The organism is Methylobacterium sp. XJLW, from assembly GCF_003254375.1.
GTDB lineage: Bacteria > Pseudomonadota > Alphaproteobacteria > Rhizobiales > Beijerinckiaceae > Methylobacterium > Methylobacterium fujisawaense.
This window is the reverse complement of sequence record NZ_CP016429.1, coordinates 3,128,391-3,150,319: the sequence shown is the minus strand read 5'-3', so window position 1 is coordinate 3,150,319 and position 21,929 is coordinate 3,128,391. Positions and strand designations below refer to the sequence as shown.

The window sequence follows — 21,929 nt, the reverse complement described above, 5'->3', positions numbered from 1 at the left end:
GTGACGGCCTACAGCCTGCGCGCCCGGCTGCTCGCGCTCTGGGTCCTGCTGCTCGCCTCCGCGGCTGCGACCGCCTACCTGATGTTCGGCGTGTACAATCAATCGACCGGCGTCCAGGTGGCGCAGGCCGATCTCGCGGTCGGGCGCGCCTGCCGCGAGATCATCGACCGCTACGCCGCCCTGGTCCGCGCCCGCGGCCGCGGAATCACAGAGGGCGACCGCGTCGGCACCGTGTCCGCCGCGCTGGCGCGCTTCCCCGGCATCGAGGGCGGGATCTGGAGCGCCTCGGGCAAGTCCGTGGCCTACGCCTATCCGACCTACGAGGGGACCGGACCGAAGACCGACCTTCCGGCGGCCGAGCACGACGCCATCGCGGCATTGAACGCCCAGGCCCTGCGCGTCGACCACGCGGTCTCGGACCGCCGGCCGAGCCGGACCCAGGTGCTGATGCTCCAGGCCTGCCCCCTGCACGGGCCGGAGGCCGGCCTCACCGCGTGGGCGATGGCGCGGGCGCATGTCAACGACGGCCCGACCTACACGCGCTTCCTCGCCGGGCTCGGCTTCCTGGCCGCGACCGTGCTCGGATCGGCGGCCTTCCTGGGCTGGTTCCTGTACGGCTTCTCCGGGCGGATCGCCCGCCTGGAAGCGGCACTCGCAGCGCCGCGCCCGGACGGCGAGGATCTGCCGCATCTCGACCGCACCGGCGAGCGGGAGCTCGACCGGCTGGTGGACGCCCTCAACGCCGCAGGCGGTCGGCTGCGGGAGGCGCAGTCCCGCATCGTGGCGACCGAGCGCTTGGCTGCGGTCGGCCGGCTGGCGGCGAGCATCGCCCATGAGATCCGCAATCCCATCGCGGCGATGCGGCTGAAGGCCGAGAACGCCCTGGTCAGCGGCGATCCGCACCGCGCCGCCTCAGCCCTCGAGACGGTGCTCGGCCAGATCGCCCGGGTCGACACTTTGCTGCGCGACCTCCTCAACCTGACGCAGGCGCGGGCGCTCAACCGGACTCCCACGCCGGTGGCGCCCCTCCTGGCGGAATGCGCGCACCTGCACGAGGATCTGGCGCACGCGCGCTCCGTTCGGGTCGCGATCGCCGCCGACGGACTACCCGCCACGGACCATCCGCATCTCGACCGGGCGCAGATCGCCCGGGCCCTCGACAACCTGCTGCTGAACGCCCTGCAGCACGCGCCGCCGGGCGGCCGGATCCGCCTCGGGGCCGAACGGCTCACGGCCGACGGCGCCTTGCGGCTGCGCCTCAGCGTCGCCGATACCGGCGCCGGCATCGATCCGGCGATTCGCGCCAGCCTGTTCGAGCCCTTCGTCACCAGCCGGCCCGACGGCACCGGCCTCGGCCTCGCGATCGTCCGCGAGATCGCCCTGGCGCATCGCGGCGAGGCCAGGCTGGTCGCGGACGCCCCCGAGACCACCTTTGTCCTGGATCTGCCATGGCAACCATCCTGATCGTCGACGACGACAGAGCCCTGCGCGACGGGCTCACCGAGACGGTGACCGATCTCGGACATACACCGGTCCCGGTCGCGTCCGGCTCGGAGGCGCTGGCGCGGCTGCACGAGGGGCCGGTGGCGGCGGTGCTCCTCGACCTGCGCATGCCCGGCGACCTCGACGGCATGGCCACGCTGGAGCGGATCCGTGCCCTGCCGGAGCCCCCGCCCGTGACGGTGCTGACCGCCTTCGCGAGCCCGGCCAACACCATCGAGGCGATGCGCCTCGGCGCGCACGACCACCTCACCAAGCCGATCGGCCGCGCGGACCTCGCCGCGGTGCTCGACGCGATGCTGCGCGAGGCCCGGTTCGATCCGGGCAGCGCCGCCCCGCCGCCGGAGCATCCGGTTCTGATCGGATCGAGCGCGGGCATGCGGAAGATCCAGAAGACCATCGGCCTCGTCGCCGACAGCGCGTCGACGATCCTGATCCAGGGCGAGACCGGCACCGGCAAGGAAGAGGTCGCCCGGGCCCTGCACGCCTTCTCGCGGCGCCGCGCGCGGCCGTTCATCCCGGTGAACTGCGCGGCGATCCCGGCCGATGCCCTGGAGAGCGCGCTGTTCGGCCATGTCCGGGGGGCCTTCGCGGGCGCGATCGCGGACCGCGCCGGCGCCTTCCACGAGGCCGAGGGCGGCACCCTGTTCCTGGACGAGATCGGCGACATGCCGGCGGCGATGCAGGCCAAGATCCTGCGGGTGATCCAGGATTGCGTCGTGACCCCGCTGGGGGGTCGGTCCACCCGAGTCGATGTCCGCCTCGTGGCGGCGACGCATCGCGATCTGCCGCAGCTGGTCGCCGAGGGTCGGTTCCGGGCCGACCTGTTCTACCGGCTGAACGTCGTGCCGATCACCCTGCCGCCCCTGCGTGAGCGCCTCGCCGACATCGTGCCCCTGGCCGAGCATTTCCTCGTGCCCTCGGGCAAGCGCCTCAGCGGTGGAGCCGCCTCGCGCCTGCTGGCCTACGAATGGCCCGGCAACGTCCGGGAGTTGCGCAACGTCGTGGAGCGGGCGGCCATGCTGGTGCGCGGTGGCGCCATCGCGGCCGAGGCGATCGACCTGCCGGCGATGCGGACCGACCGGCGTGGCGGCGATACGGCGGACAGCTGGCTGGCCGGGGATCTGCCCGGCGCCGTCGCCCGCCTGGAGCGGACCATGATCGCCGCCGCGCTCCGCGAAGCCGACGGCAACCGCGCCCGCGCCGCCCGCCGCCTCGGCATCCAGCGGCAGCTCCTCTACGCCAAGATCGAGCGCTATGGCCTCGCTGCGCCAGGGGCCGATCTGTCGGAAGAGACGACAGAAGCTGTCGGGAATCCGGACGCTGCGCGGGACATCGACCCGAGCTGACGCCTCTGGGACCGGAGAAGCGTTCACATCCGGCGTGAGGACTGCCGCGGCCGGGAACCGTTGGCACGCGCGGGCGTCGAGCCCCGCATGCGACGGCGCGGCCCGGATCGGGACCGGGCCGTCCGTCGGTCGGGGGATCGCGGCGGGATGGACAGGATCGAGACAGGCGCGGGCGCGCGCGGCAGCCGGACCACCTCCGCGAAGGCTTTGCGCGGCCTCGACGCGCTCAACTTCTTCCTCGCGGACGTGCGTGACGGCCTCGGCCCCTACCTCGCCATCTACCTGATCGCCGTGCGCGGTCCCGACCAGGGCTGGAACGAGGCCACCACCGGCCTCGTGATGACCATTGCGGGGATCCTTGGCCTCGTAGCGCAGACGCCGGCCGGGGCGCTGATCGACGCCACCAACCACAAGCGCGCGGTGGTGATCGGTGGTGCCATCGCGGTGACGGCGAGCTGCCTCGTCCTGCCGTTCATCACCAACTTCTACCTCGTCACCGCCACCCAATCGATCGCCCACGTCGCCGGCACGATCTTCCCTCCGGCGCTCGCCGCGATCACCCTCGGCCTCGTCGGCCCGAAAATGTTCGCCAAGCGGATCGGCCGCAACGAAGGCTTCAACCATGCCGGCAACGCGGTCTCCGCCGCGCTGGCGGGCGGTCTGGCCTATTTCTTCGGGCCCGTGGTCGTGTTCTGGCTGATGGGCATCCTGGCGGCGCTCTCGATCGGCGCCATGCTAATGGTGCCGGCAGACGCCATCGACAACGACCTCGCCCGGGGCATGACCGAGGAGGAGGAGCAGGCGCAGGAGAAGCCCTCGGGCCTCGCCACCCTGCTGCAGAACCGGGCGCTGCTCCTGTTCGCCGTGCTCTGCGCGATCTTCCACCTCGCCAACGCGGCGATGCTGACCTCCGTGGGCCAGTTGCTGACGCACCTGTCGGGCAAGGACCACGCGACGTCGCTGATCGCGGTCTGCATCGTGGCGGCGCAATGCGTGATGGTGCCGGTGGCGATCTTCGTGGGCGCCAAGGCCGACGTGATCGGCCGAAAGCCGATCTTCCTGACCGCTTTCGGGATCCTGGCGCTGCGCGGCGTGCTCTACACCCTGTCGGACAACCCGTTCTGGCTGGTGGGCGTGCAGCTCCTCGACGGGATCGGCGCCGGCGTCTACGGCGCGCTGTTCCCGATCGTGGTGGCCGACCTGACCCGCGGTGGCGGCCGGTTCAACGCGGCCCAGGGCGCCGTGGCCACGGCGCAGGGAATTGGCGCCTCGTTGAGCGCCACGCTCGCCGGCGTCATCATCGTGTCCGCCGGCTATTCCACCGCCTTCCTGGCGCTGGCGGCCATCGCGGCGCTCGGCTTCGTCCTGTACTTCGCACTGATGCCCGAGACCCGTGGCGCGGTGCGCGCGGGCAGCGAGCCCGAGAGCGGCGGGGGCAGGACCCCGGCTGTGCCGGTGCGCGCCTGAACGCGGCGCTTCGACCCCGAAGCCACGACGGCTTCTGCCGTCCGTGTCGATGCCTGGCGCCGCAGGCGAAGCCGAAAGCGGCGCCGTTCCTGTCGGCCGGGCCTTACGACACCGCGGCCAGCTCCGGCGCAGCCGTCGCCGTAGCCGGGTCGGTCGCCTCCGGCGGGGCCTTCCGCGAGACGTAGTAGATGTCGACGGCGCGCCAGAAGGCCCCCTGCTCTTCTACCGAGCGGCGGGCGAGGGACGCCTCAAGGATCGACATCGCGGCCCGTGCGGGCTCGCTCCGCTCGAGTTCCTCGAGCAGGCCGGCGAGATTCAGCATGGGGCTTACCTCCGAGCGGACAACAACCCTAACTAACGCCCGAGCGGGCGTAACGATCCGCCGCGCCCTGCATGCCCGAGCCCTGCATGATCCTTGCCTCGGACCGAGGCGCGGCTACCATCCCCGCGTCGAGTCCGACTCGTCCTCCCGTCCATCATCGAGGATTTCCGATGTTCTCCTGCCGAAGCGGTGCGGCCCTACCCCTGCGCGGAGCGATCTTCGCCCTGGCCCTGGCCGGCGGATTCGGGGCGGCTCCCCTCGGCGCCCGCGAGATGCCCGAGTCCGGCACCGCCGCAGCGGTGAAGAAGCCGAACGTCGTGATCCTCGCCACCGGCGGCACGATCGCCGGCGCCGGCGCCGATGCCGCCAACAGCGCCACGTACACGGCCGCTAAGGTGCCGGTCGAGAAGCTGATCGCGGCCGTGCCGCAGGTGAACACCATCGCCAATGTCCGCGGCGAGCAGGTCTTCCAGATCGCCTCCGAGAGCTTCACCGACGCCCAGCTCGTCCAGCTCGGCAAGCGCGTGTCCCAGCTTCTGAAGCAGGATGACGTCGACGGCGTCGTCGTCACCCACGGGACCGACACCCTGGAGGAGACCGCGTTCTTCCTCGATCTCGTGGTGAAGAGCGACAAGCCGATCGTGGTGGTCGGCTCGATGCGGCCGGGCACGGCGATCTCGGCGGACGGTGCCCTCAACCTGCTCGACGCCGTCACGGTCGCCGCCAGCAAGGAGGCGATCGGCCAGGGCGTCACCGTGACGATGAACGACTACATCCAGTCCGGCCGCGACGTGAACAAGCGGACCAACATCGTGCCCAGCGCCTTTTACAGCCAATGGGGCCCGCTCGGCATGGTCGTCGAGGGCAAGACCTACTTCTTCCGCTCGCTCACGAAGCGGCACAACATGAGCTCCGAATTCGACATCGACCAGATCGACAGCCTGCCGCTGGTCGGTATCGTCTACGGCTCGGGCAACATGATCCCGGGCGTTTACGATGCCGAGGTCCAGGCGGGCGCCAAGGCGATCGTCAACGCCGGCACCGGCAACGGCTCGGTCCCCGGCTACCTCGTCGACAAGCTCAAGGACATCCGCTCCAAGGGGACGCTCGTGATCCGTTCCTCACGGGTGCCGGATGGATTCGTCCTGCGCAACGCCGAGCAGCCCGACGACAAGTACGATTGGGTGGTCGCCCACGATCTGAACCCCGCCAAGGCCAAGGTCCTGGCGGCCGTGGCGCTTACCAAGACGACCGACACCAAGGAGTTGCAGCGCATCTTCTGGGAGTATTGAGGATCGGCGACGGACGCGTGCCGCCCGGGTCGCAGGCGCAGATTCCGGCGCCGCTGCAACCTGGGCGGTCCCATCAGCCGCGCCTCATTCTGAGGTGCGGCGACGTCGCCTCGCAGGAGCGCTCCGGCGAGCCGCCCGATGCCTGGAGCGCCCCGGCGCTTCAGGATGAGGCCGTGAATTGGACGCCGGCTCCCGAAATGGCCGGGCGCTCCCGCGCGCCGCCCGGGTTACATCCCGCGGTGCACTCCTTAGATACCAGCCACCGACGCGGCCGCCGGACCGAGCCCGAATCACGGCCTCAGCCCCGCGCCCGTCGGCACCGAGCCTGGAGGAACGAGAATGACCGAGCTTCATCCCGAGGTCGCGGCGGTCACCGAGCGCGTCGTGGCGCGCTCCCGCGAGACCCGGCGCGCCTATCTCGACCTGATCGCCCGTGAGCGCGAGTCGGGGGTCCGGCGCGGCAAGCTCGCCTGCGGCAACCTCGCCCACGGCTTCGCGGCCTCCGGCGAGGACAAGGCGGCGATCCGCGACGAGCGGACGGTGATGAACATCGGCATCGTCACCGCCTACAACGACATGCTCTCGGCTCATCAGCCCTACGGGCGCTATCCGGACCAGATCAAGCTGTTCGCCCGGGAGCGCGGGGCCACCGCGCAGGTGGCGGGCGGGACGCCGGCCATGTGCGATGGCGTCACCCAGGGGCAGACCGGCATGGAGCTGTCGCTGTTCTCCCGGGACACAATCGCCCTGTCCACCGCGGTGGCCCTGAGCCACGGCATGTTCGACGGCGCGGCGCTCCTCGGCATCTGCGACAAGATCGTGCCGGGCCTGCTGATCGGCGCGTTGCGCTTCGGCCACCTGCCGACGATCCTGATCCCGGCCGGGCCCATGCCCTCCGGCCTCGCCAACAAGGAGAAGCAGCGGATCCGCCAGCTCTACGCCGAGGGCAAGGTCGGCCGCGCGGAACTGCTCGAATCCGAGTCGGCCTCCTACCACGGCGCCGGGACCTGCACGTTCTACGGCACCGCCAACTCGAACCAGATGATGATGGACATGATGGGCCTGCACATGCCCGGCGCGTCCTTCATCAATCCCGGCACCAAGCTGCGCCAGGCCGTGACCCGGGCGGCGATCCACCGGCTCACCGAGATCGGCGCAGCCGGCAACGATTACCGGCCGCTCGGCCTGTGCGTCGACGAGAAGGCGATCGTGAACGCCGCGGTCGGCCTGCTCGCCACCGGCGGCTCGACCAACCACGCGATCCATCTGCCGGCCATCGCCCGCGCCGCCGGCATCGTGATCGACTGGGCGGATATCGATCGCCTCTCCAGCGCGGTTCCGCTGATCGCCCGCGTCTATCCGAACGGCTCCGGCGACGTGAACCACTTCCACGCGGCCGGCGGCATGAGCTTCGTCATGGCCGCGCTGCTGGATGCCGGCCTGCTGCACGACGACATCCTCACCGTGGCGGGCCAGTCGCTGCGCGACCACGCCCGCGACCCGAAGCTCGCCGGCGAGGAGTTGGTCTTCGAGGACGCCGTGCCGGAGAGCCTCGACGACGCGATGCTCCGCCGGCCCGCGAACCCGTTCCAGCCGGATGGCGGCATGCGGCTGGTGAAGGGCAATCTCGGCCGGGCGACGTTCAAGACCAGCGCCGTGGAGGAGCACCGCCGGACCATCGAGGCACCGGCCCGGGTCTTTTCGGACCAGGACGATGTGCTCAAAGCCTTCAAGGCCGGCGAGCTGGAGCGGGACGTCGTGGTGGTGGTCCGCTTCCAGGGCCCGAAGGCCAACGGCATGCCGGAGCTGCACAAGCTCACCCCGCCGCTAGGCGTGCTGCAGGACCGCGGCCACAAGGTCGCGCTGGTGACCGACGGGCGCATGTCGGGGGCTTCGGGCAAGGTTCCGGCCGCGATCCACCTGAGCCCCGAGGCGCTGGGCGGCGGTCCGATCGGGCGGATCCGCGACGGCGACATCGTCCGCCTGAGCGCGGCGGACGGGCTGCTGGAGGTGCTGGTCGACGAGGCAGAGCTGGCCGCCCGGCCGGAGGCCGAGGCTCCGGAGCCGGCGCAGGGCACCGGTCGGGAATTGTTCGCGTTCATGCGCCAGGGGGCCGATACGGCGGAGCGGGGCGCCTCGGCGATGCTCGCCGCCGCCGGTCTCTGAGTTCATAGAGGAGGTGCCGACCATGAATGATCTGACCAGCATCGACGCGCTGATGCGCTCCGTGCCCGTCATTCCGGTCCTGGTGATCGACGACGTGGCTCAGGCCCGGCCCATCGCCGAAGCCCTGGTGAAGGGCGGCCTGACCGCCCTGGAGGTCACCCTGCGCACTCCGGCCGCCCTCGATATCATCCGGGAGATGACCCGGGTCGAGGGCGCGGTTGTGGGCGCCGGGACGGTGCTCAACCCCCGCGACCTGGAGAACGCCCTGAGGGCGGGGGCGGAGTTCATCGTCTCGCCGGGGCTCACCGACCCGCTGACCGACGCCGCCAAGGCCAACGGCGTCCCCTATCTGCCGGGCGTCGCCACGGCGGCCGACATCATGCGCGGGCTCGATCACGGGCTCGACCGGTTCAAGTTCTTCCCGGCCGAGGCCGCGGGCGGGATCAAGGCGCTGAAGGCGCACGCGGCGGTGTTCGGCGCGGTGCGGTTCTGCCCGACGGGTGGCATCACCGAGGCGACCGCCCCCGACTGGCTGGCGCTCCCGTCCGTGCTCTGCGTCGGCGGGAGCTGGGTGGTGAAGCCCGGCACGCCCGATCCGGCGGCGATCGAGCAGGCAGCCCGGGCCGCTGCGGGGCTGCGGACAGGAGCTCACCGCTAAGTCGCCGCGTCCGAAGGGCGTCCCTCCTCCCTCTCGGGGGAGGGAGAGCCGCGGCGTCTCCGGCGTCTCCTGCCGATCCCGATAGATGTCGCCGCCAGCCGGTGCGGCGGATGAAGATCGCGCTTGTCCCGGAGACGCTGGCGTCCGGCGGCGACGTTTAGGCTCGCAGCCCTCTTCCGCCGAAGGCGCGCTGCGGCGCCGCCCGCTACTCCGCCGGCAACGCCTCCCGCCGCGCCCGCGGCACGAACACACCGCCCTCCGGCTCCAGCGTGATGCGCCGCTCGTGGAACGCGTCCAGCGTCGAGCGGTGGCCGATCGACACGATCGTCGTCCCGGGCAGGCGCTCGCGCAGCATCCGGTAGAGGGCCGCCTCGGAGGGTTCGTCGAGCGAGGCCGTCGCCTCGTCGAGGAACAGCCATTCCGGCTTGGACAGAAGCGCACGGGCGATGGCCAGCCGCTGCTGCTCGCCCCCCGACAGCCGCCGCTCCCAGGTGTCGGTCTGGTCGAGGTGGTCGACCAAGTGCGGCAGCTGGGCGGCCGTCAGCGCATCCTTGATCGCCGCGTCCGAGAACTGATCGGTCGTGTTCGGGTAGACCACGGCGCCACGCAGTGTCCCCTGGGGGATGTAAGGCCGCTGCGGCAGCACCAGCGCCGACTGCCCGGCGGGCACGTCGACCCGGCCCTTGCCGAACGGCCAGATCCCAGCGATCGCGCGGAACAGGGTCGACTTGCCCGAGCCGGAGGGACCCGTGACCAGGGTCGCGCCGCCCCGCGGCAGGGTCAGCGTGTCGGCGGTCACGATCGGGCGCCCGTCCGGCAGGGCGAGGACGAGTCCGCGCGCGGTGACGTCGCCCGTGCTCTCGTTGCCCTGGATCAAGCCGTAGCCTGCGGCCTCGAGGGCCTCGGCCTTGGTCATGGCCCGGCGGAAGGATCCGAGACGGTTGGTGTTGGCCTTGTAGGCGGCGAGCGTCGTGTAGGAATCCACGAAGAACGACAGCGAACTCTGCACCTGGCTAAAGGCCTGCGAGGTCTGCTGGAGGGCGCCCAGCGTGATCTTCTTGGCGAAGAAGGACGGGGCCGCCAGCACCATCGGGAAGATCACGCTCGCCTGCCGGTAGCTGAACGTGAAGGCGATCAGCTTGATGCGGCGGAAGATGATCCCGACGTAGTTGTCGATGACGCTGTGGAACAGCGTCGAGAGCCGCGAGGCCTCCGCCCGCTCGCCGCGCAGCAGGGCGATCTGCTCGGAGTAGATGCGGTTGCGGGCCAGCGCGAAGCGGAAATCGGCCTCGACCCGCTCCTGCCGGAAGTCGAGCCCGATGAGCGGCCGGCCGATGAGGTGGGTGAGCCACGTGCCGACCACCGCGTAGGCGATCACCAGCCAGACCAGGAAGCCCGGGATCACCGTGTCGGTGAACGGCACCACGAAGTCCCGCGACAGGGTCCAGAGGATCACGATGAACGAGACGAGCTGCGCGGCCTGGCTCAGCAACCGGATCGACAGCGTCGTGGTCTGCACGATGAAGCTGTTGACGTCGGCCTGGATGCGCTGGTCCGGGTTGTCGGCCTCCTCGTCGGTGAACGGGATCCGGTAATGGGTGCCGTTGCCAAGCCAGCGCTCGTACAGGCTGTGCGTCAGCCACGTGCGCCAGCGGATCAGCAGCGAGGAATCCACGAACAGGTCGAACATGCCGATGGCGATGTTCAGCGTGGCCAGCGGCACGAACACCCAGAGCAGCTGATACCAGAAGGCGTTCGCGTCGTATTCCTGAAGCGAGTTGTAGATGTCGCGGTAGAAGAAGTTGAACCGCAACGTCAGCGCAACGTCGGCGAAGTTCACGAAGATCGACAGGGCCACGAGGTTGCGGCCGATCCGGCCCTCCGTGGTGCCGAACCAGCGGAACAGGCCGATCTCCTTGGTGGGCTTGTCGCGGTTGGCGAAATACGGGTCGGCGATGTTGGTGATCGCCCGGATCGGCTCGAGATGCGAGATGCCGAGCACGATGGCGGCGAAGACCACCGCACCGGTGGCGGCGAAGGCGGGCGGCAGAAGCGCCGCGATCACCGGCGGCAGCAGGCCCATGGCGGCGATCGTCTTCGATCCGGCCAGCAGCAGGTAGCCGACGCCGTAAACCGAGACGAAGACCTTCAGGTAGGCCGAGATGCCGTTCGCGGCGATCAGGATGCCCGCCATGGCGAAGCCGGCGAGCGAGACATAGAGCGGCGGGCTCGGAATACCGGGAAATGCCAGCAGGATCAGCGCGGCCAGAGCCGTGAGCACGGCCTGGATTCCCAGTCCGGTCCTGAGTGCTGCCACGCGTCGATCCCCCATCCGTGTGCGCCCACTGGGGACGCCACCGGCGGCCTTGACCCCGGCTGATGGCCAGATAGTGGCACTTGCCCCAGGCTGTCGCGTGAAACTTTGGTCACGTTCCGACGGTGCGGCGATTTACGCGGTCGGCGCGGCTACCAGTTCCACTCCTCGAAGCCCGGCTCGCGGCAATGATAGCCGATCGGGCATTGCGGGTTGTCGCGCGTGGGGGCGAAGCGCAGCTCGGCGATCTCGGAGGCGCTGCATTGGCCGGGATTGCTCACGAAACGCTCCGGGGCCGACCCGGCGGCGATGATGACGTCACCCTCGTTCCTCACCAGGGCCATGGCCTCGGAGCAGGTCATGCGGGCCGTCATCGAGCCGCGGGGCGGCCGCGACTGCGCACGGGCCTCCAACCCGACCGCAACGACGGCGAGGTGGCTGAACAGCAAGGCGAGGGCCCACGGCCTCATCGGGAACGGGTTCCGGTACGCACCCGGGAAGAAAGCCCGCGGGTCTGGCACCATCCTGCACAAGCGGACCGCCCGAGACTGTCACCGGAATGCGCCACCGGGCCGCTTTCGCCGTCGGACCGCCGCAATCGGCGGATTAGGAGATTCCAGGATTGCCGAAAGCCGCTTTAGATTTGTGATCGTGGACGCCTGCGCGGCGACCCGGGCACGATGGCTCGACCGGCCCTCCGGCACGCGTCTCCGGCGCCCGGCGTGCCGGCCGACCGGCGCCGGAGTCAAGGGACCCAGCGATGTCCGCTCTCTCGATCCTCGACATCTCCGCCGTGCGCGCCGCGCCCGTTTCCCGCGAGCCCTACGCCTACACGCTCGGCAGCAACGTCCTGAAGCCCGACGCGATCGACGACATCCGCCGCGACTTCCCCGAGATCGCCAAGCCCGGCTACCTCACGGTCGACGAGGTCGCCCTGAAGGGCCGGTTCAAGGCGCTGATCGACGAGCTGGAGAGCGACGCCTTCTCCAAGATCCTCGGGGAGAAGTTCGGCATCGACCTCGTCTCCTGCCCGCGTCTGACCACGATCATGCGGCGCAGCCAGCTCAAATACGGCTCGATCCACACCGACGGGCCGTCGAAGGTGCTGACGCTGCTCGTCTACATGAACGACGCCTGGGACGCCCCGGCCGCGGGGCGCCTGCGGGTGCTCTACGACGGGCGCAACTACGAGCCCTTCGCGGTCGAGGTGCCGCCCACCATGGGCACGATGTTCGCCTTCCTGCGGGCGGAGAATTCCTGGCACGGCCACGAGCCCTTCGAGGGCGAGCGTCGGGTCGTGCAGGTCGCGTGGCTCAGGGACGCATCGGAACTGGAGCGCAAGCGCAAGCGCAACCGTACGGCGCAGTTCCTGAAGGGTATCTTCGGCCGCTGATCGAACGAGAAGGGGGCGGACCATGGGTGCGGTCGTGCTGGCGGATCCGGGCGGCGGGGCGCGTTCCGGCTCCTGGCGTCGCTTCGCCCTGCCGGCGCTCCTCGTCCTCGGCTGGGTCGGCCTGTTCGCCTACAGCGCGGCCTACCTGACCGAGGACCTGCCGTTTCGCCCGACGGCGCCGGAGGCCAGCCCCTCCGCGGGGGGCGCCGCCGGTCCGCGCGCCACGGCGCGGCGGGTCGTGATGCTCGACGCGCCCGACCCGGGTGCCCCTGCGGAAGATCCGCCCGGCCAGACCGCCATGGCGGCGCCCACGGCGCCGCCGCCGCCCCAGGCGGCCACCGCGATGCCGGGCGCCGCGGCGAATGCCCGTCCGGCGCCGCACCCCGCCCCGGCCCCCGTGGCGGCCGAGTATGTCGGCGTCTGGGGGCCGACCCCCGAAGCCTGCGGGACCCGATCCCGGCGCCGGGGCTACATCCCGGCCACGATCACGCAGGATCGCGCCCGCGCCGGCCGCACGATCTGCCTCTTCCACGACATGCGACGGGTCGGCAGCGCCTGGGTCGCCGCCGCCGAGTGCAGCGACCGTGGCAGGCGCTGGTCGTCGCAGGTCCGCCTGCTGGTGGATGGCGAGCACCTGACGTGGTCGAGTAATCGCGGGACATCGACCTACACCCGCTGCAGTCGCCGCGCCGGCTGAGCGGCCCCGTCACGCCCTCGGATCGGACGCGTGGCGCTCTGCGGCGCGCAGGACGATGCGCGCGGCGGCCCGGCTCGGCGTGTCATTCGCGGCGAGCCGCATCAGCCCGTCGATCCGGGCGAGGGCAGCGAGCTGTGCGTCGCGGCCCGCACCGCCTACCAGGAGCGACCACATGGCGCCTGCCAGGCGCTCCGGCGTGCAGTCGGCCTGGACGAATTCCGGCATGGCGTTCTCAGCCAGGATCAGGTTCGGCAGCACGATGCTCGGGACCTGGATCAGCCGGCGGGCGATGAATTCCTCCGCCCGCGAGACCTTGTAGGCGACGACCATCGGGACGCCCGCGAGGGCGAGTTCCAGCGTGACCGTGCCGGAGGCGGCGAGCGCCGCCCGGGCCTCCCGGAAGGCGGCGTATTTCGGCGCCTCGCCGGTGACGATGCGGACGGGCACCGTCCACTCCGCGGAAAGCCGCTCGATCAGCGCCCTGTGACGCGTCACGGCGGGCAGCACCGCCTCGACCGCGAGGCCTTCCGCCACCCGCGCCAGCGCCGCACCGAAGACCGGCATCAGCCGCTCGATCTCGGACCGGCGGGACCCCGGCAGCAGCACGAGGCTGTAGGGAACGGACTCGCGCCGCCGCTGCTCGGATGCGGTGGGCCGCAGTTCCGGAAGGCGCTCGATCAGCGGGTGTCCGACATAGGTGCAGGGCGGCCCGCCGAGCCGCAGATGCGCGTCCGGCTCGAAGGGCAGCAGGGCCAGGACGTGGTCGATGAACGGTCGCATCCCCTTCGCCCGCCAGGGCCGCCACGCCCAGACGCTCGGCGACACGTAATCGATGATCGGGATGCCGGGGGCCACCTTGCGCACCCGCCGCGCCACCGCGTGGGTGAAACCCGGACTGTCTATGATCACCAGCACGTCCGGCCGGGCGTCGACCGCCGCCGAGACGGTTTCGCGGATGCGCCGGAGCAGGGTCCGGGCCCGGGCGAGGACCGGCAGATAGCCCATCACCGCCACGTCATCGAGGGGGAATAGGGATGCGAACCCCGCCTCCGCCATGGCCTCGCCGCCGACGCCGCCGAAGACCACATCGGGCGCCGCCTCGCGCAGGGCCCGCATCAGCTTGGCGCCGAGCTGATCGCCGGAATCCTCGCCGGCCACGAGCCAGATGGTCCGGGGCCGGCCGGTCACGGCGTCCCTCCGTAGCCGACGACGAAGAGACCGAGGCGGTCGGCTTCCGCGGCCGTGGCCACGCGGTCGATGACCAGGGTCCCGCCGGCCTCCAGCGCCAGGCCGACGCAGCCTGCCTGGGCCGCGTTGCGCACGGTGCGCGGTCCGATGGCCGGGAGATCGATGCGACGGTCCTGGCCGACCTTGGGGGCCTTCACCAGCACGGTGGCAGGCATCGCCCGGCCGAACCCGAACGGACGGCGCCCCAGGGCCCGCGCCCGAGCCAGCATGCGATCGGTGCCCTCCGGCCCCTCCACGGCCAGGATCCGGTCGCCGGCCAGGGCCACAGCCTGTCCCAGATCGTAGGGCGAGAGGGCGTCGAGGACCCCGCGCCCGGCGCGGATCGAGGCAGCCGCCTCGGCATCCGGAATCCGGCGCCCGATGGGGCCCTCCGGGCAGAGCAGGTCCGGCGCGGCCTCGTGGACGCCCACGACCCTGTGGCCGTCCTCTTCCACCAGTGTGACGGCGGCGCGCAGGAGGCGGTCGTCGCCCCCGCCGGCGATCGCCCGCAGGGCCTCCCGGTTGCGCAGGGCGGCTCCGGCATTGAGGATCGCGGCCGGGCTCGGCCGGGAGACGCCGCCGGCCGGTACCACGACCGCCGGCCCCCAGCGCCGCAGAAGCTTCAGGGTGGCGGCGAGGTCGAGCAGGTCGACCGTGGCGTCGGCACTGGCCCGCAGGGTCGCCCCCGTGAAACCGCGCAGGGCGATCACGCGGAAGGGCCGGCGCGCCCGGCGCAGCGACTCGGCGACGAGTTCCGGCAGCCGGCCGGCCCCGGCGATCAGGACCAGGGCCCCCTCGGGGTGCGGATCGGCCTCGGTCACGGCCCGGCCGCTCAGGCGGCGCTGATGGGCGTCGGGATCTCGCGCGGCGTGCAGATCGAGCGCTTGCCGCCGAGGCGGATGAAGTCGAGGATCTCGCGGACCGCCGCGTGGGATTCGAAGGTCGCGGCCACGTCCTCCACCCGCTCCATCAGCGTGCCCTCGGGCGCGAAGAGCAGGCGGTAGGCGCGCCGCAGGGCGTGGATGTCGTCGCGGGCGAAGCCGCGGCGCTGCAGCCCGATGATGTTGAGCCCCGACAGGTAGGCCCGGTTGCCGAGCACCATACCGTACGGGATGCAGTCGTTCTCCAGGCCCGACAGGCCGCCCACGAAGGCGTGCGCACCGACGCGCGCGAACTGGATCACGGCGGCGCCGCCACCCAGGATCGCGTAGTCGCCGACGCTGCAATGGCCCGCCAGCATCACGTTGTTGGAGAAGATCACATGCGCGCCGACCCGGCAGTCGTGGCCGACATGCGAATTCGCCAGGAAGGTGCAGTGATCGCCGACCACGGTCTCCAGGCCGCCGCCGCTGGTGCCCGGGTTCATCGTGACGCCCTCGCGGATCAGGCAATCGGCGCCGATCGTCAGGGTCGAGGCCTCGCCCCGGTACTTCAGGTCCTGCGGCTGGTGGCCGATCGACGCGAAGGGGAAGATCCGGGTGCGGGGGCCGATCGTGGTGCGGCCCGCCAGGACGACGTGACTGATGAGTTCGCAATCCGGCCCGAGCACGACCTCGGGGCCGACATGGCAGAAGGGGCCGATCCGGGCCCCGTCGCCGATCCGGGCGCCGGACTCGATCACGGCGCTCGCATGGATGAACGGCGCGGTCACTCCGTCACCAGCATGGCGCTGATCTCGGCCTCGGCGACGAGGTTGCCGTCGACCCGGGCCTCGCCGCGGAACCACCACATGGTCCGGCGCTGATTCAGCTTCGTCATGTGGAAGCGCACCTGGTCGCCGGGGGTGACGGGCTTGCGGAACTTGCACTTGTCGATGGTCATGAAGAACACCTGCTTGGTGTTCCGTCCGTCCGCCCGGATGTGGCGGCAGCAGATTGCGCCCGCCGTCTGCGCCATGCCCTCGATCAGGAGCACGCCCGGGAAGACCGGCATGTCCGGGAAGTGTCCCATGAACTGCGGCTCGTTCGCCGTGACGTTCTTGATGCCGACACAGGACTCGTCCCGGTCGATCTCGACGATGCGATCCACCATCAGGAACGGGTAACGGTGTGGCAGCAATTCCAGCAACGTCTGGATATCGGCTATGCCCAGCTCGGTGCCGGTCTCGCGCGCCGCCTCACTCATCGAAATCCGCACCTCGACTTGCCGCCCGGGGCGGCTTGCAATCCGGCCGCCCTTGGCGGGCCGAACGCCCTCTTCGGAAGAAATCGCCGGAAGCGCAAGGCCTTCCCGGTCAGGTGTCCTCGCCGCTCAGGTCCTTGCCGCCGCGCTCGGCGAGGCGGGCCAGCGTCGTCAACTCCCGGAACCAGGCCCGGACCGGCTTGGCGGGCGTTCCGCCCCAGCGGCTGCCCGGCGGCACGTCGCGGTTGACGTTGGACGAGCCTGCGATCTGCGCACCGCGGCCGATGCGCAGGTGGCCGACGACGCCGACCTGACCGCCGAGGACGACGTAATCCTCCAGGGTGGTCGAGCCCGAGATGCCGACGCCCGACACGATGACGCAGTGCCGCCCGATCACGACGTTGTGGGCGATCTGCACGAGATTATCGATCTTGGTCCCCTCCCCGATCACCGTGTCGCGCGAGGCGCCCCGGTCGATCGTGGTGTTGGCGCCGATCTCGACATCGTCCTGAACGATCACCCGCCCGACCTGCGGGACCTTGAGGTGGCTGGCGCCCATGGCGAAGCCGAACCCGTCCTGGCCGAGGCGCGCACCCGGGTGGATGATCACCCGGTTCCCGAGGAGGGCGTGGCTGAGCGTGGTACCGGCGCCGATCGCACAGTCCCGCCCGATGCGGACGCCGGGACCGATCACGGCATTCGGCCCGATCACCGTTCCTGCGCCGATCTCGGCACCCGGCCCGACGACCGCGCCGGGATCGACCGTGACGCCGTCCTCGAGCCGGGCTTCCGGATGGACATGGGCGCCGGACGCGACGCCGCGGACGGCGAACTGGGAGCCGGGACGCAGGGCATCCGGATGCAGACGGCCGAGCAAAGCCGCATAGGCGCGGTAGGGATCGCGGCTGACGAGGGCAACGGTGGTTGCGGGACAACGCGCCGCGAACCGGGGGGAGACCAGACACACCCCCGCTCGCGTCGCGGTGAGCGCGTCGCCGTAGCGGGCATTGTCCATGTAGGCGAGGTGTTCCGGACCGGCGCTCTCCAGGGAGGCCGCGCCGCTGAACCGGCGTTCCGGATCCGCTCCGTCGGGAAGGCTGGCGCCGGCGGCTGCCGCGATCTCGGCCAGGGTGAGGCCATCGGCGGCGGCGGCGAAGAAGATGGGATCTGACATGCTCAATAACGCGCCGGCCGGGACAATCCGGCCGGCGCGCGCAACTTTTATCAGAAGCGCGAGCCGCCGGAGAAGCGGAACGCCTGGGTCTGATCCTTGCCGATATGGCCGTACTTGCCGAGGGCCGGGACGAACACCTTCTCACCCTCGTCCTTCGTCAGAGCGTAGGCGTAGTCGAACCGGATCGGGCCGAGCGGCGAGTTCCACAGGATGGACGCACCGATCGAGGAGCGGATCGCCGCCGTGTCGCGGACGTTCACGCATTCCGGCTCCACGCCGATCGTGAAGGCGTTGAAGTTGCACTTCCCGGTCGTCGGCGAGATGCCGTTGATGAAGGCGTCGCCGTTCACGTTGAAGTTCCGCTGGCCGTGATAGCCGAACAGCGTGCCGGCATCGGCGAACAGAGCGCCCTTCAGACCTAGATCGCGCGGCACGGCCGGGAGCGGGAACTGCACCTCGAGGGTACCGCCCACATAGGTGGAGCCGCCGATCGCGTTCGAACGGGCATCGGCGATGCCGACGTCGCGCGGACCGATGCCGTTCGGCGCGAAGCCGCGGACCAGCGACGGGCCGAGGAAGAACTGGTCGGTCACCCGCAGCGGGTCGTTGTTGAGCGACGAGATGTGGCCGCCCTGGAAGCGGATGAAGCCGACGACGTCCTCGAAGATCTCCTTGTAGTACCGCGCATCGGCCGTCACGCGGAAGAACTTGGAGTCGCCACCCAGGCCGGCGACGTCGGGCTTCAGCTCGGCGTAGAGGCCGTTGCGGGGCGCGCCGATCACGTCGAGTGTCGAGTAGGCGAGCGTCAGGCCGGCCAGCGAGGTCAGCGTGTTGCCCTGCGAACCCTTGATGGCGATCGAGGCTTCGCCGTCATACGCGCAGTTCGGGTAGATCGACTGGCCGCCGATGTTCCGGCCCGTATTCGGGTCGATCGTGCCCGCCGCGTAGGTGGCGGTGTAGCCCGGGATCGGGATCGAGCAGTCGTTGTACGGCCGCTTGAGGGTGTTCGGGACCTTCAGCTCGGTGTTGTACAGCGAGTAGCGCAGCGTGATGCCGAACTCCTCGGTGATCGGCAGGCCGAGGCGGAGCTGGCCGCCATACACCGTGGTCTCGTAGCGCGAGTACCGGGTCAGGTCGGAGTACTTGTAGAAGGCGTCGAAGCCCGCTGCCAGCCGGTAGCCGAGGAAGTACGGCTCGGTGAACGAGAAGTCGACGCCGCGCGAGTACTGGCCACCCGTACCGGCCAAGCGGACGTACTGGCCGCGGCCGAGGAAGTTCGACTCGGAGACCGAGACCTCGCCGATGATGCCGTCCTGGGTGGAGTAGCCGCCCGCCACCGAGAACGAACCCGTGGGCTGATCCTCAACGTCGATGTTGATGACCACGCGGTCCGGGGCCGAGCCCGGCTCGTTGGAGAAGCGGACCTTCTTGAAGAAGCCGAGACCGTTCAGGCGCCGCTCGGCGCGGTCGGTCAGCACGCGGTTGTAGGCGTCGCCCTCGGCGATATCGAGCTCGCGACGGATGACGTAGTCGCGGGTCCGGGTGTTGCCGCGGATGTTGATGCGCTCGACGTAGACGTGCGGGCCGTCCTCGACCACGAAGCCCAGGGAGACCTGATGGCTGGCCGGATCGCGCTGCCCGGTCGGGCGAACCTGCGCGAAGGGGTAGCCGGCGCGGTTGACCTCGCGGGTGACGTTGTTGAGCGTCTTCTCGACGTCGTCGGCGTTGTAGATGTCGCCCACGGAGGTGGCGATGTCGGTGTCGAGCTTCGTGGTGTCGAGGCCCGGCAGACGCGAATCCACCTGGACCGCGCCGACCTTGTACTGCTCGCCCTCGTTCACCGTGATGGTGATGACGTAGCCGGACTTGTCGCCCTCGACGTAGCGCGCGTCGGCGCTGACCACCTGGAAGTCGGCGTAGCCGTTCTTCAGGTAGTAGCGGCGGACTTGGTCGAGGTCGTTGGTGATGCGGTCGGGATCGTAGACGTCGGAGGTCTTGATGAACGACAGGAAGTTCATCTCCGAGGAGCTCATCAGCCCCTTCAGCGTCCGCTCCGAGTAGGCGTTGTTGCCGACGAAGTTGATCGAGAGGATGCCGGTCTTATCGCCCTCGTCGATCTGGTAGATCACGTCGACGCGGCCGTTGGGCAGGTCGACCGTCCGGTAGGTCACCTTGGCGGTGCCGCGCCCGAAGCGCTTGTAGACGTCGCGGATGCGGGCGAGGTCGGCGTTGATGATCGCCTCGCTGTACGGGCCGCGGGCCTTGGCCTCGACGATCCCCTCGAGGGTCGCCTTCTCGACCTTCTTGTTGCCCTCGAAGACAACGCGGTTGATCAGGTTGTTCTCGCGGACCGTCACCACCGTGCGGCCACCCGACTGGGCGACCTTCACGTCGGAGAACATCCCGCTCGCGAGGAGGTTGCGGCGGGCCTCCTCGGCGGAGCCGGACGCCGTCCCGGTCACGTAGGACCGGATCGTGTCGGCATCGACGCGCTGGTTGCCCTGGACGACGATCTGCTGCGCCTGGGCGGCCCCGCTCAGGACAACGCCAAGACCCGCAGTGACTAGGACGATGGTTTTCCGCACCGACTTACGTCGGGGCTTCCCCGTCAACGACATCATGCAATCGCCCGTTTCTGTTCTGGTCGCGGGGGTTAGCCCGTCACAGGCGACCGTTGATCGGCCGTCCCGTCACCTGGTCCAAGCGTGGCTTCGGTCCAAGCGTAGCTCTTACCGGGATTCCCCAGCCAAGCAAACGCGCGGGAGGCCATCGTCAGGGGATTTTGGGGGGTCGTGGCCTTCGCGCCACTTAACGGTGCGGTCAGCATGAAGACAAACCGCAGATCGTGGTGAACGCCACGTAAATGTCTGGACTGTCGGAGGTTTTCAGACCCGATCGCGATCCCGTGAACAGGATCTTAACCCGGTTTCACCCCGTCGGAGCGGTGCCATCCGGGCGGCGTCCGGGCGAGACCGCGGCGGGATTGGGGCAGCCTTTCCGGTGGAGATCCGGCGGAATCACAGGACCCCGCCGGCCCCCAATCAGGTGTTCCGCCAGGAGGCGCCGAGATTGAGGATGTCGTTCCAGGCGGCGAACAGCATCAGCATCAGCACCAGGGCGAGACCGATACGGAATCCGATCTCCTGGGCCCGCTCGCTCAGCGGACGGCCGCGCACCACCTCGAAGGCGTAGAACAGCAGGTGTCCGCCATCGAGCAACGGCACGGGGAACAGGTTGAGCAGGCCGATCGAGACGGAGAGCAGCGCGATGAGCCCGACCAGACCGCCGACGCCGCCGGTCTTGGCGACCTCGCCGGAGACGCGGGCGATGCCGATCGGACCCGAGAGCTGGTCGGCGGATTCCCGGCCGGTGACGAGCTTGCCGAGATACGAGAAGGTGCGCTCGACGACGAAGTAGGTCTCCTTCACGCCGAGATTGAGCGAATCGAGCGCCCCGTAAGTCACGAGGCGGGCCTCCGAGCCCGCGGGCGACCGGATGCCGAGCCGGCCGATCCGGTGGCGGCCGAACGGCGTCTTCTCCTCAAAGGTGGCGGGCGTCGCCTGGATCGTGATGGGCTGGTCGTTGCGCTCCACCGTGAAGGTCAGCGGCGTCCCGGCGCTGCCGGTCACCGTGCGGTACATGGCGTTGAAGTCGCCGATCTTCTCGCCGTCGATGGCGGTGATCACGTCGCCGGGCTGGAAGCCGGTCTGGGCGGCGACGCTGTTCGGCTCCACCGACGAGACCCGGGCGGGCAGCTCGTAGCGGCCGCCCAGCCAGATCGCGCCGGCGAAGAGCAGGATCGCCAGGATGAAGTTCGCCACAGGGCCGGCGGCGACGATCGCCGCGCGCTTGGACACGGGCTGGGTCGGGAAGCTGATCGCCCGCTCCTGCGGGCTCATCCGGGCGACGGCCTCGGGATCGGGCATGCTGGCGCCGTTCACGTCGCCGTGGAACTTCACGTAGCCGCCGAGGGGGATGGCGCAGAGCTTCCAGCGGGTGCCGCGGCGGTCGTTGAAGCCGAACAGCTCGGGGCCGAAGCCGAGCGAGAAGGCGTGAACCCCGACCCCGCACCAGCGCCCGACCAGGAAGTGGCCCATCTCGTGCACGAACACCACGACGGTGAGCACGAATAGGAACGGAATCACTGCGCCAAAGAAGCCGCCGGCGGTTCCGCCCATCGCGTTGAGGAAGTCCATACGCCGTATCCTGGCCGTCTCGGCGCCGGCTTCTCGGGCCGGCCATCCGCCCT

The 21,929-nt window shown here is 70.3% G+C and carries 18 protein-coding genes; 8 read left to right on the top strand and 10 right to left on the bottom strand.

The annotated features are described in order from the left end of the window. The 3 genes from A3862_RS14605 to A3862_RS14595 all read left to right on the top strand — a co-directional run bounded on the left by A3862_RS14605 (position 1) and on the right by A3862_RS14595 (position 4,316). A complete protein-coding gene (locus A3862_RS14605; protein ID WP_043758777.1) occupies positions 1-1,464 on the top strand; it encodes a sensor histidine kinase in 1,464 nt (487 codons plus the stop codon). Continuing rightward, positions 1,449-2,849, top strand: a complete 1,401-nt coding sequence (locus A3862_RS14600; protein WP_111473677.1) for a sigma-54-dependent transcriptional regulator — start codon at positions 1,449-1,451, stop codon at positions 2,847-2,849. Before A3862_RS14605 ends, A3862_RS14600 begins: the two co-directional genes overlap by 16 nt. 147 nt (positions 2,850-2,996) lie before the next feature. Continuing rightward, positions 2,997-4,316 (top strand): MFS transporter, encoded by a 1,320-nt coding sequence (locus A3862_RS14595; protein WP_043758780.1) that lies wholly within the window; start codon positions 2,997-2,999, stop codon positions 4,314-4,316. Between the two features lie 103 nt (positions 4,317-4,419). Here A3862_RS14595 and A3862_RS14590 read toward each other — a convergent pair whose 3' ends face one another. Further along, complete coding sequence (locus tag A3862_RS14590; RefSeq protein WP_043350951.1) at positions 4,420-4,638, bottom strand: hypothetical protein; 219 nt, start codon at positions 4,636-4,638, stop codon at positions 4,420-4,422. Between the two features lie 170 nt (positions 4,639-4,808). Here A3862_RS14590 and A3862_RS14585 point away from each other — a divergent pair, with 170 nt between their 5' ends. The 3 genes from A3862_RS14585 to eda all read left to right on the top strand — a co-directional run bounded on the left by A3862_RS14585 (position 4,809) and on the right by eda (position 8,754). After that, positions 4,809-5,930 (top strand): type II asparaginase, encoded by a 1,122-nt coding sequence (locus A3862_RS14585; protein ID WP_111473676.1) that lies wholly within the window; start codon positions 4,809-4,811, stop codon positions 5,928-5,930. Positions 5,931-6,269: 339 nt separating this feature from the next. Further along, entirely contained in the window at positions 6,270-8,096 is a 1,827-nt protein-coding gene (edd, locus tag A3862_RS14580; RefSeq protein WP_043350955.1) for a phosphogluconate dehydratase, read from the top strand. 22 nt (positions 8,097-8,118) lie between these two features. Continuing rightward, a complete protein-coding gene (gene eda / locus A3862_RS14575) occupies positions 8,119-8,754 on the top strand; it encodes a bifunctional 4-hydroxy-2-oxoglutarate aldolase/2-dehydro-3-deoxy-phosphogluconate aldolase (protein ID WP_170861869.1) in 636 nt (211 codons plus the stop codon). Between the two features lie 205 nt (positions 8,755-8,959). On the opposite strand, the gene A3862_RS14570 is transcribed toward eda, so the two are convergent. Beyond that, positions 8,960-11,071 (bottom strand): ABC transporter ATP-binding protein/permease, encoded by a 2,112-nt coding sequence (locus A3862_RS14570; RefSeq protein ID WP_043382818.1) that lies wholly within the window; start codon positions 11,069-11,071, stop codon positions 8,960-8,962. A gap of 149 nt (positions 11,072-11,220) precedes the next feature. Beyond that, on the bottom strand, positions 11,221-11,538 hold the full coding sequence (locus A3862_RS14565; protein WP_043758785.1) for a hypothetical protein: 318 nt from the start codon (positions 11,536-11,538) through the stop codon (positions 11,221-11,223). A 290-nt stretch (positions 11,539-11,828) separates the two neighbouring features. Between A3862_RS14565 and A3862_RS14560 the strand changes: the two genes are divergently transcribed. Together A3862_RS14560 and A3862_RS14555 are read left to right on the top strand one after the other, a co-directional pair. Then, a complete protein-coding gene (locus tag A3862_RS14560) occupies positions 11,829-12,461 on the top strand; it encodes a 2OG-Fe(II) oxygenase (protein ID WP_043758786.1) in 633 nt (210 codons plus the stop codon). Between the two features lie 22 nt (positions 12,462-12,483). After that, positions 12,484-13,158 carry a peptidase inhibitor family I36 protein gene (locus tag A3862_RS14555; RefSeq protein WP_111473675.1) on the top strand — a complete coding sequence of 225 codons (675 nt, stop codon included), beginning with the start codon at positions 12,484-12,486 and terminating at the stop codon, positions 13,156-13,158. A 9-nt stretch (positions 13,159-13,167) separates the two neighbouring features. On the opposite strand, the gene lpxB is transcribed toward A3862_RS14555, so the two are convergent. The 7 genes from lpxB to rseP form a co-directional block, all read right to left on the bottom strand. After that, positions 13,168-14,346 (bottom strand): lipid-A-disaccharide synthase, encoded by a 1,179-nt coding sequence (gene lpxB, locus A3862_RS14550; RefSeq protein WP_043758788.1) that lies wholly within the window; start codon positions 14,344-14,346, stop codon positions 13,168-13,170. Continuing rightward, positions 14,343-15,206: an LpxI family protein gene (locus tag A3862_RS14545; RefSeq protein WP_043758790.1), complete on the bottom strand. Its 864-nt coding sequence runs from the start codon at positions 15,204-15,206 to the stop codon at positions 14,343-14,345. Before A3862_RS14545 ends, lpxB begins: the two co-directional genes overlap by 4 nt. An 11-nt stretch (positions 15,207-15,217) precedes the next feature. Continuing rightward, the gene (gene lpxA, locus A3862_RS14540; protein WP_043351218.1) at positions 15,218-16,036 is read right to left on the bottom strand and encodes an acyl-ACP--UDP-N-acetylglucosamine O-acyltransferase; all 819 of its coding nucleotides are present in this window, start codon (positions 16,034-16,036) and stop codon (positions 15,218-15,220) included. Then, positions 16,033-16,509 (bottom strand): 3-hydroxyacyl-ACP dehydratase FabZ, encoded by a 477-nt coding sequence (gene fabZ, locus A3862_RS14535; protein ID WP_043351216.1) that lies wholly within the window; start codon positions 16,507-16,509, stop codon positions 16,033-16,035. The genes lpxA and fabZ overlap by 4 nt, the downstream gene beginning before the upstream one ends. A gap of 109 nt (positions 16,510-16,618) precedes the next feature. Next, positions 16,619-17,680, bottom strand: a complete 1,062-nt coding sequence (gene lpxD, locus A3862_RS14530) for a UDP-3-O-(3-hydroxymyristoyl)glucosamine N-acyltransferase (protein WP_111473674.1) — start codon at positions 17,678-17,680, stop codon at positions 16,619-16,621. A 50-nt stretch (positions 17,681-17,730) separates the two neighbouring features. Continuing rightward, the gene (gene bamA, locus A3862_RS14525; RefSeq protein WP_053609505.1) at positions 17,731-20,301 is read right to left on the bottom strand and encodes an outer membrane protein assembly factor BamA; all 2,571 of its coding nucleotides are present in this window, start codon (positions 20,299-20,301) and stop codon (positions 17,731-17,733) included. Between the two features lie 420 nt (positions 20,302-20,721). Then, positions 20,722-21,876: an RIP metalloprotease RseP gene (gene rseP / locus A3862_RS14520; RefSeq protein WP_111473673.1), complete on the bottom strand. Its 1,155-nt coding sequence runs from the start codon at positions 21,874-21,876 to the stop codon at positions 20,722-20,724. Between the last annotated feature and the right edge of the window lie 53 nt (positions 21,877-21,929).

Coding starts and splice junctions, on each gene's coding strand:
- A3862_RS14600 (WP_111473677.1), top strand. CDS start 1,449: ATGGCAACCATCCTGATCGTCGACGACGACAGAGCCCTGCGCGACGGG.
- A3862_RS14595 (WP_043758780.1), top strand. CDS start 2,997: ATGGACAGGATCGAGACAGGCGCGGGCGCGCGCGGCAGCCGGACCACC.
- A3862_RS14590 (WP_043350951.1), bottom strand. CDS start 4,638: ATGCTGAATCTCGCCGGCCTGCTCGAGGAACTCGAGCGGAGCGAGCCC.
- A3862_RS14585 (WP_111473676.1), top strand. CDS start 4,809: ATGTTCTCCTGCCGAAGCGGTGCGGCCCTACCCCTGCGCGGAGCGATC.
- edd (WP_043350955.1), top strand. CDS start 6,270: ATGACCGAGCTTCATCCCGAGGTCGCGGCGGTCACCGAGCGCGTCGTG.
- eda (WP_170861869.1), top strand. CDS start 8,119: ATGAATGATCTGACCAGCATCGACGCGCTGATGCGCTCCGTGCCCGTC.
- A3862_RS14565 (WP_043758785.1), bottom strand. CDS start 11,538: ATGAGGCCGTGGGCCCTCGCCTTGCTGTTCAGCCACCTCGCCGTCGTT.
- A3862_RS14560 (WP_043758786.1), top strand. CDS start 11,829: ATGTCCGCTCTCTCGATCCTCGACATCTCCGCCGTGCGCGCCGCGCCC.
- A3862_RS14555 (WP_111473675.1), top strand. CDS start 12,484: ATGGGTGCGGTCGTGCTGGCGGATCCGGGCGGCGGGGCGCGTTCCGGC.
- fabZ (WP_043351216.1), bottom strand. CDS start 16,509: ATGAGTGAGGCGGCGCGCGAGACCGGCACCGAGCTGGGCATAGCCGAT.
- lpxD (WP_111473674.1), bottom strand. CDS start 17,680: ATGTCAGATCCCATCTTCTTCGCCGCCGCCGCCGATGGCCTCACCCTG.
- bamA (WP_053609505.1), bottom strand. CDS start 20,301: ATGATGTCGTTGACGGGGAAGCCCCGACGTAAGTCGGTGCGGAAAACC.
- rseP (WP_111473673.1), bottom strand. CDS start 21,876: ATGGACTTCCTCAACGCGATGGGCGGAACCGCCGGCGGCTTCTTTGGC.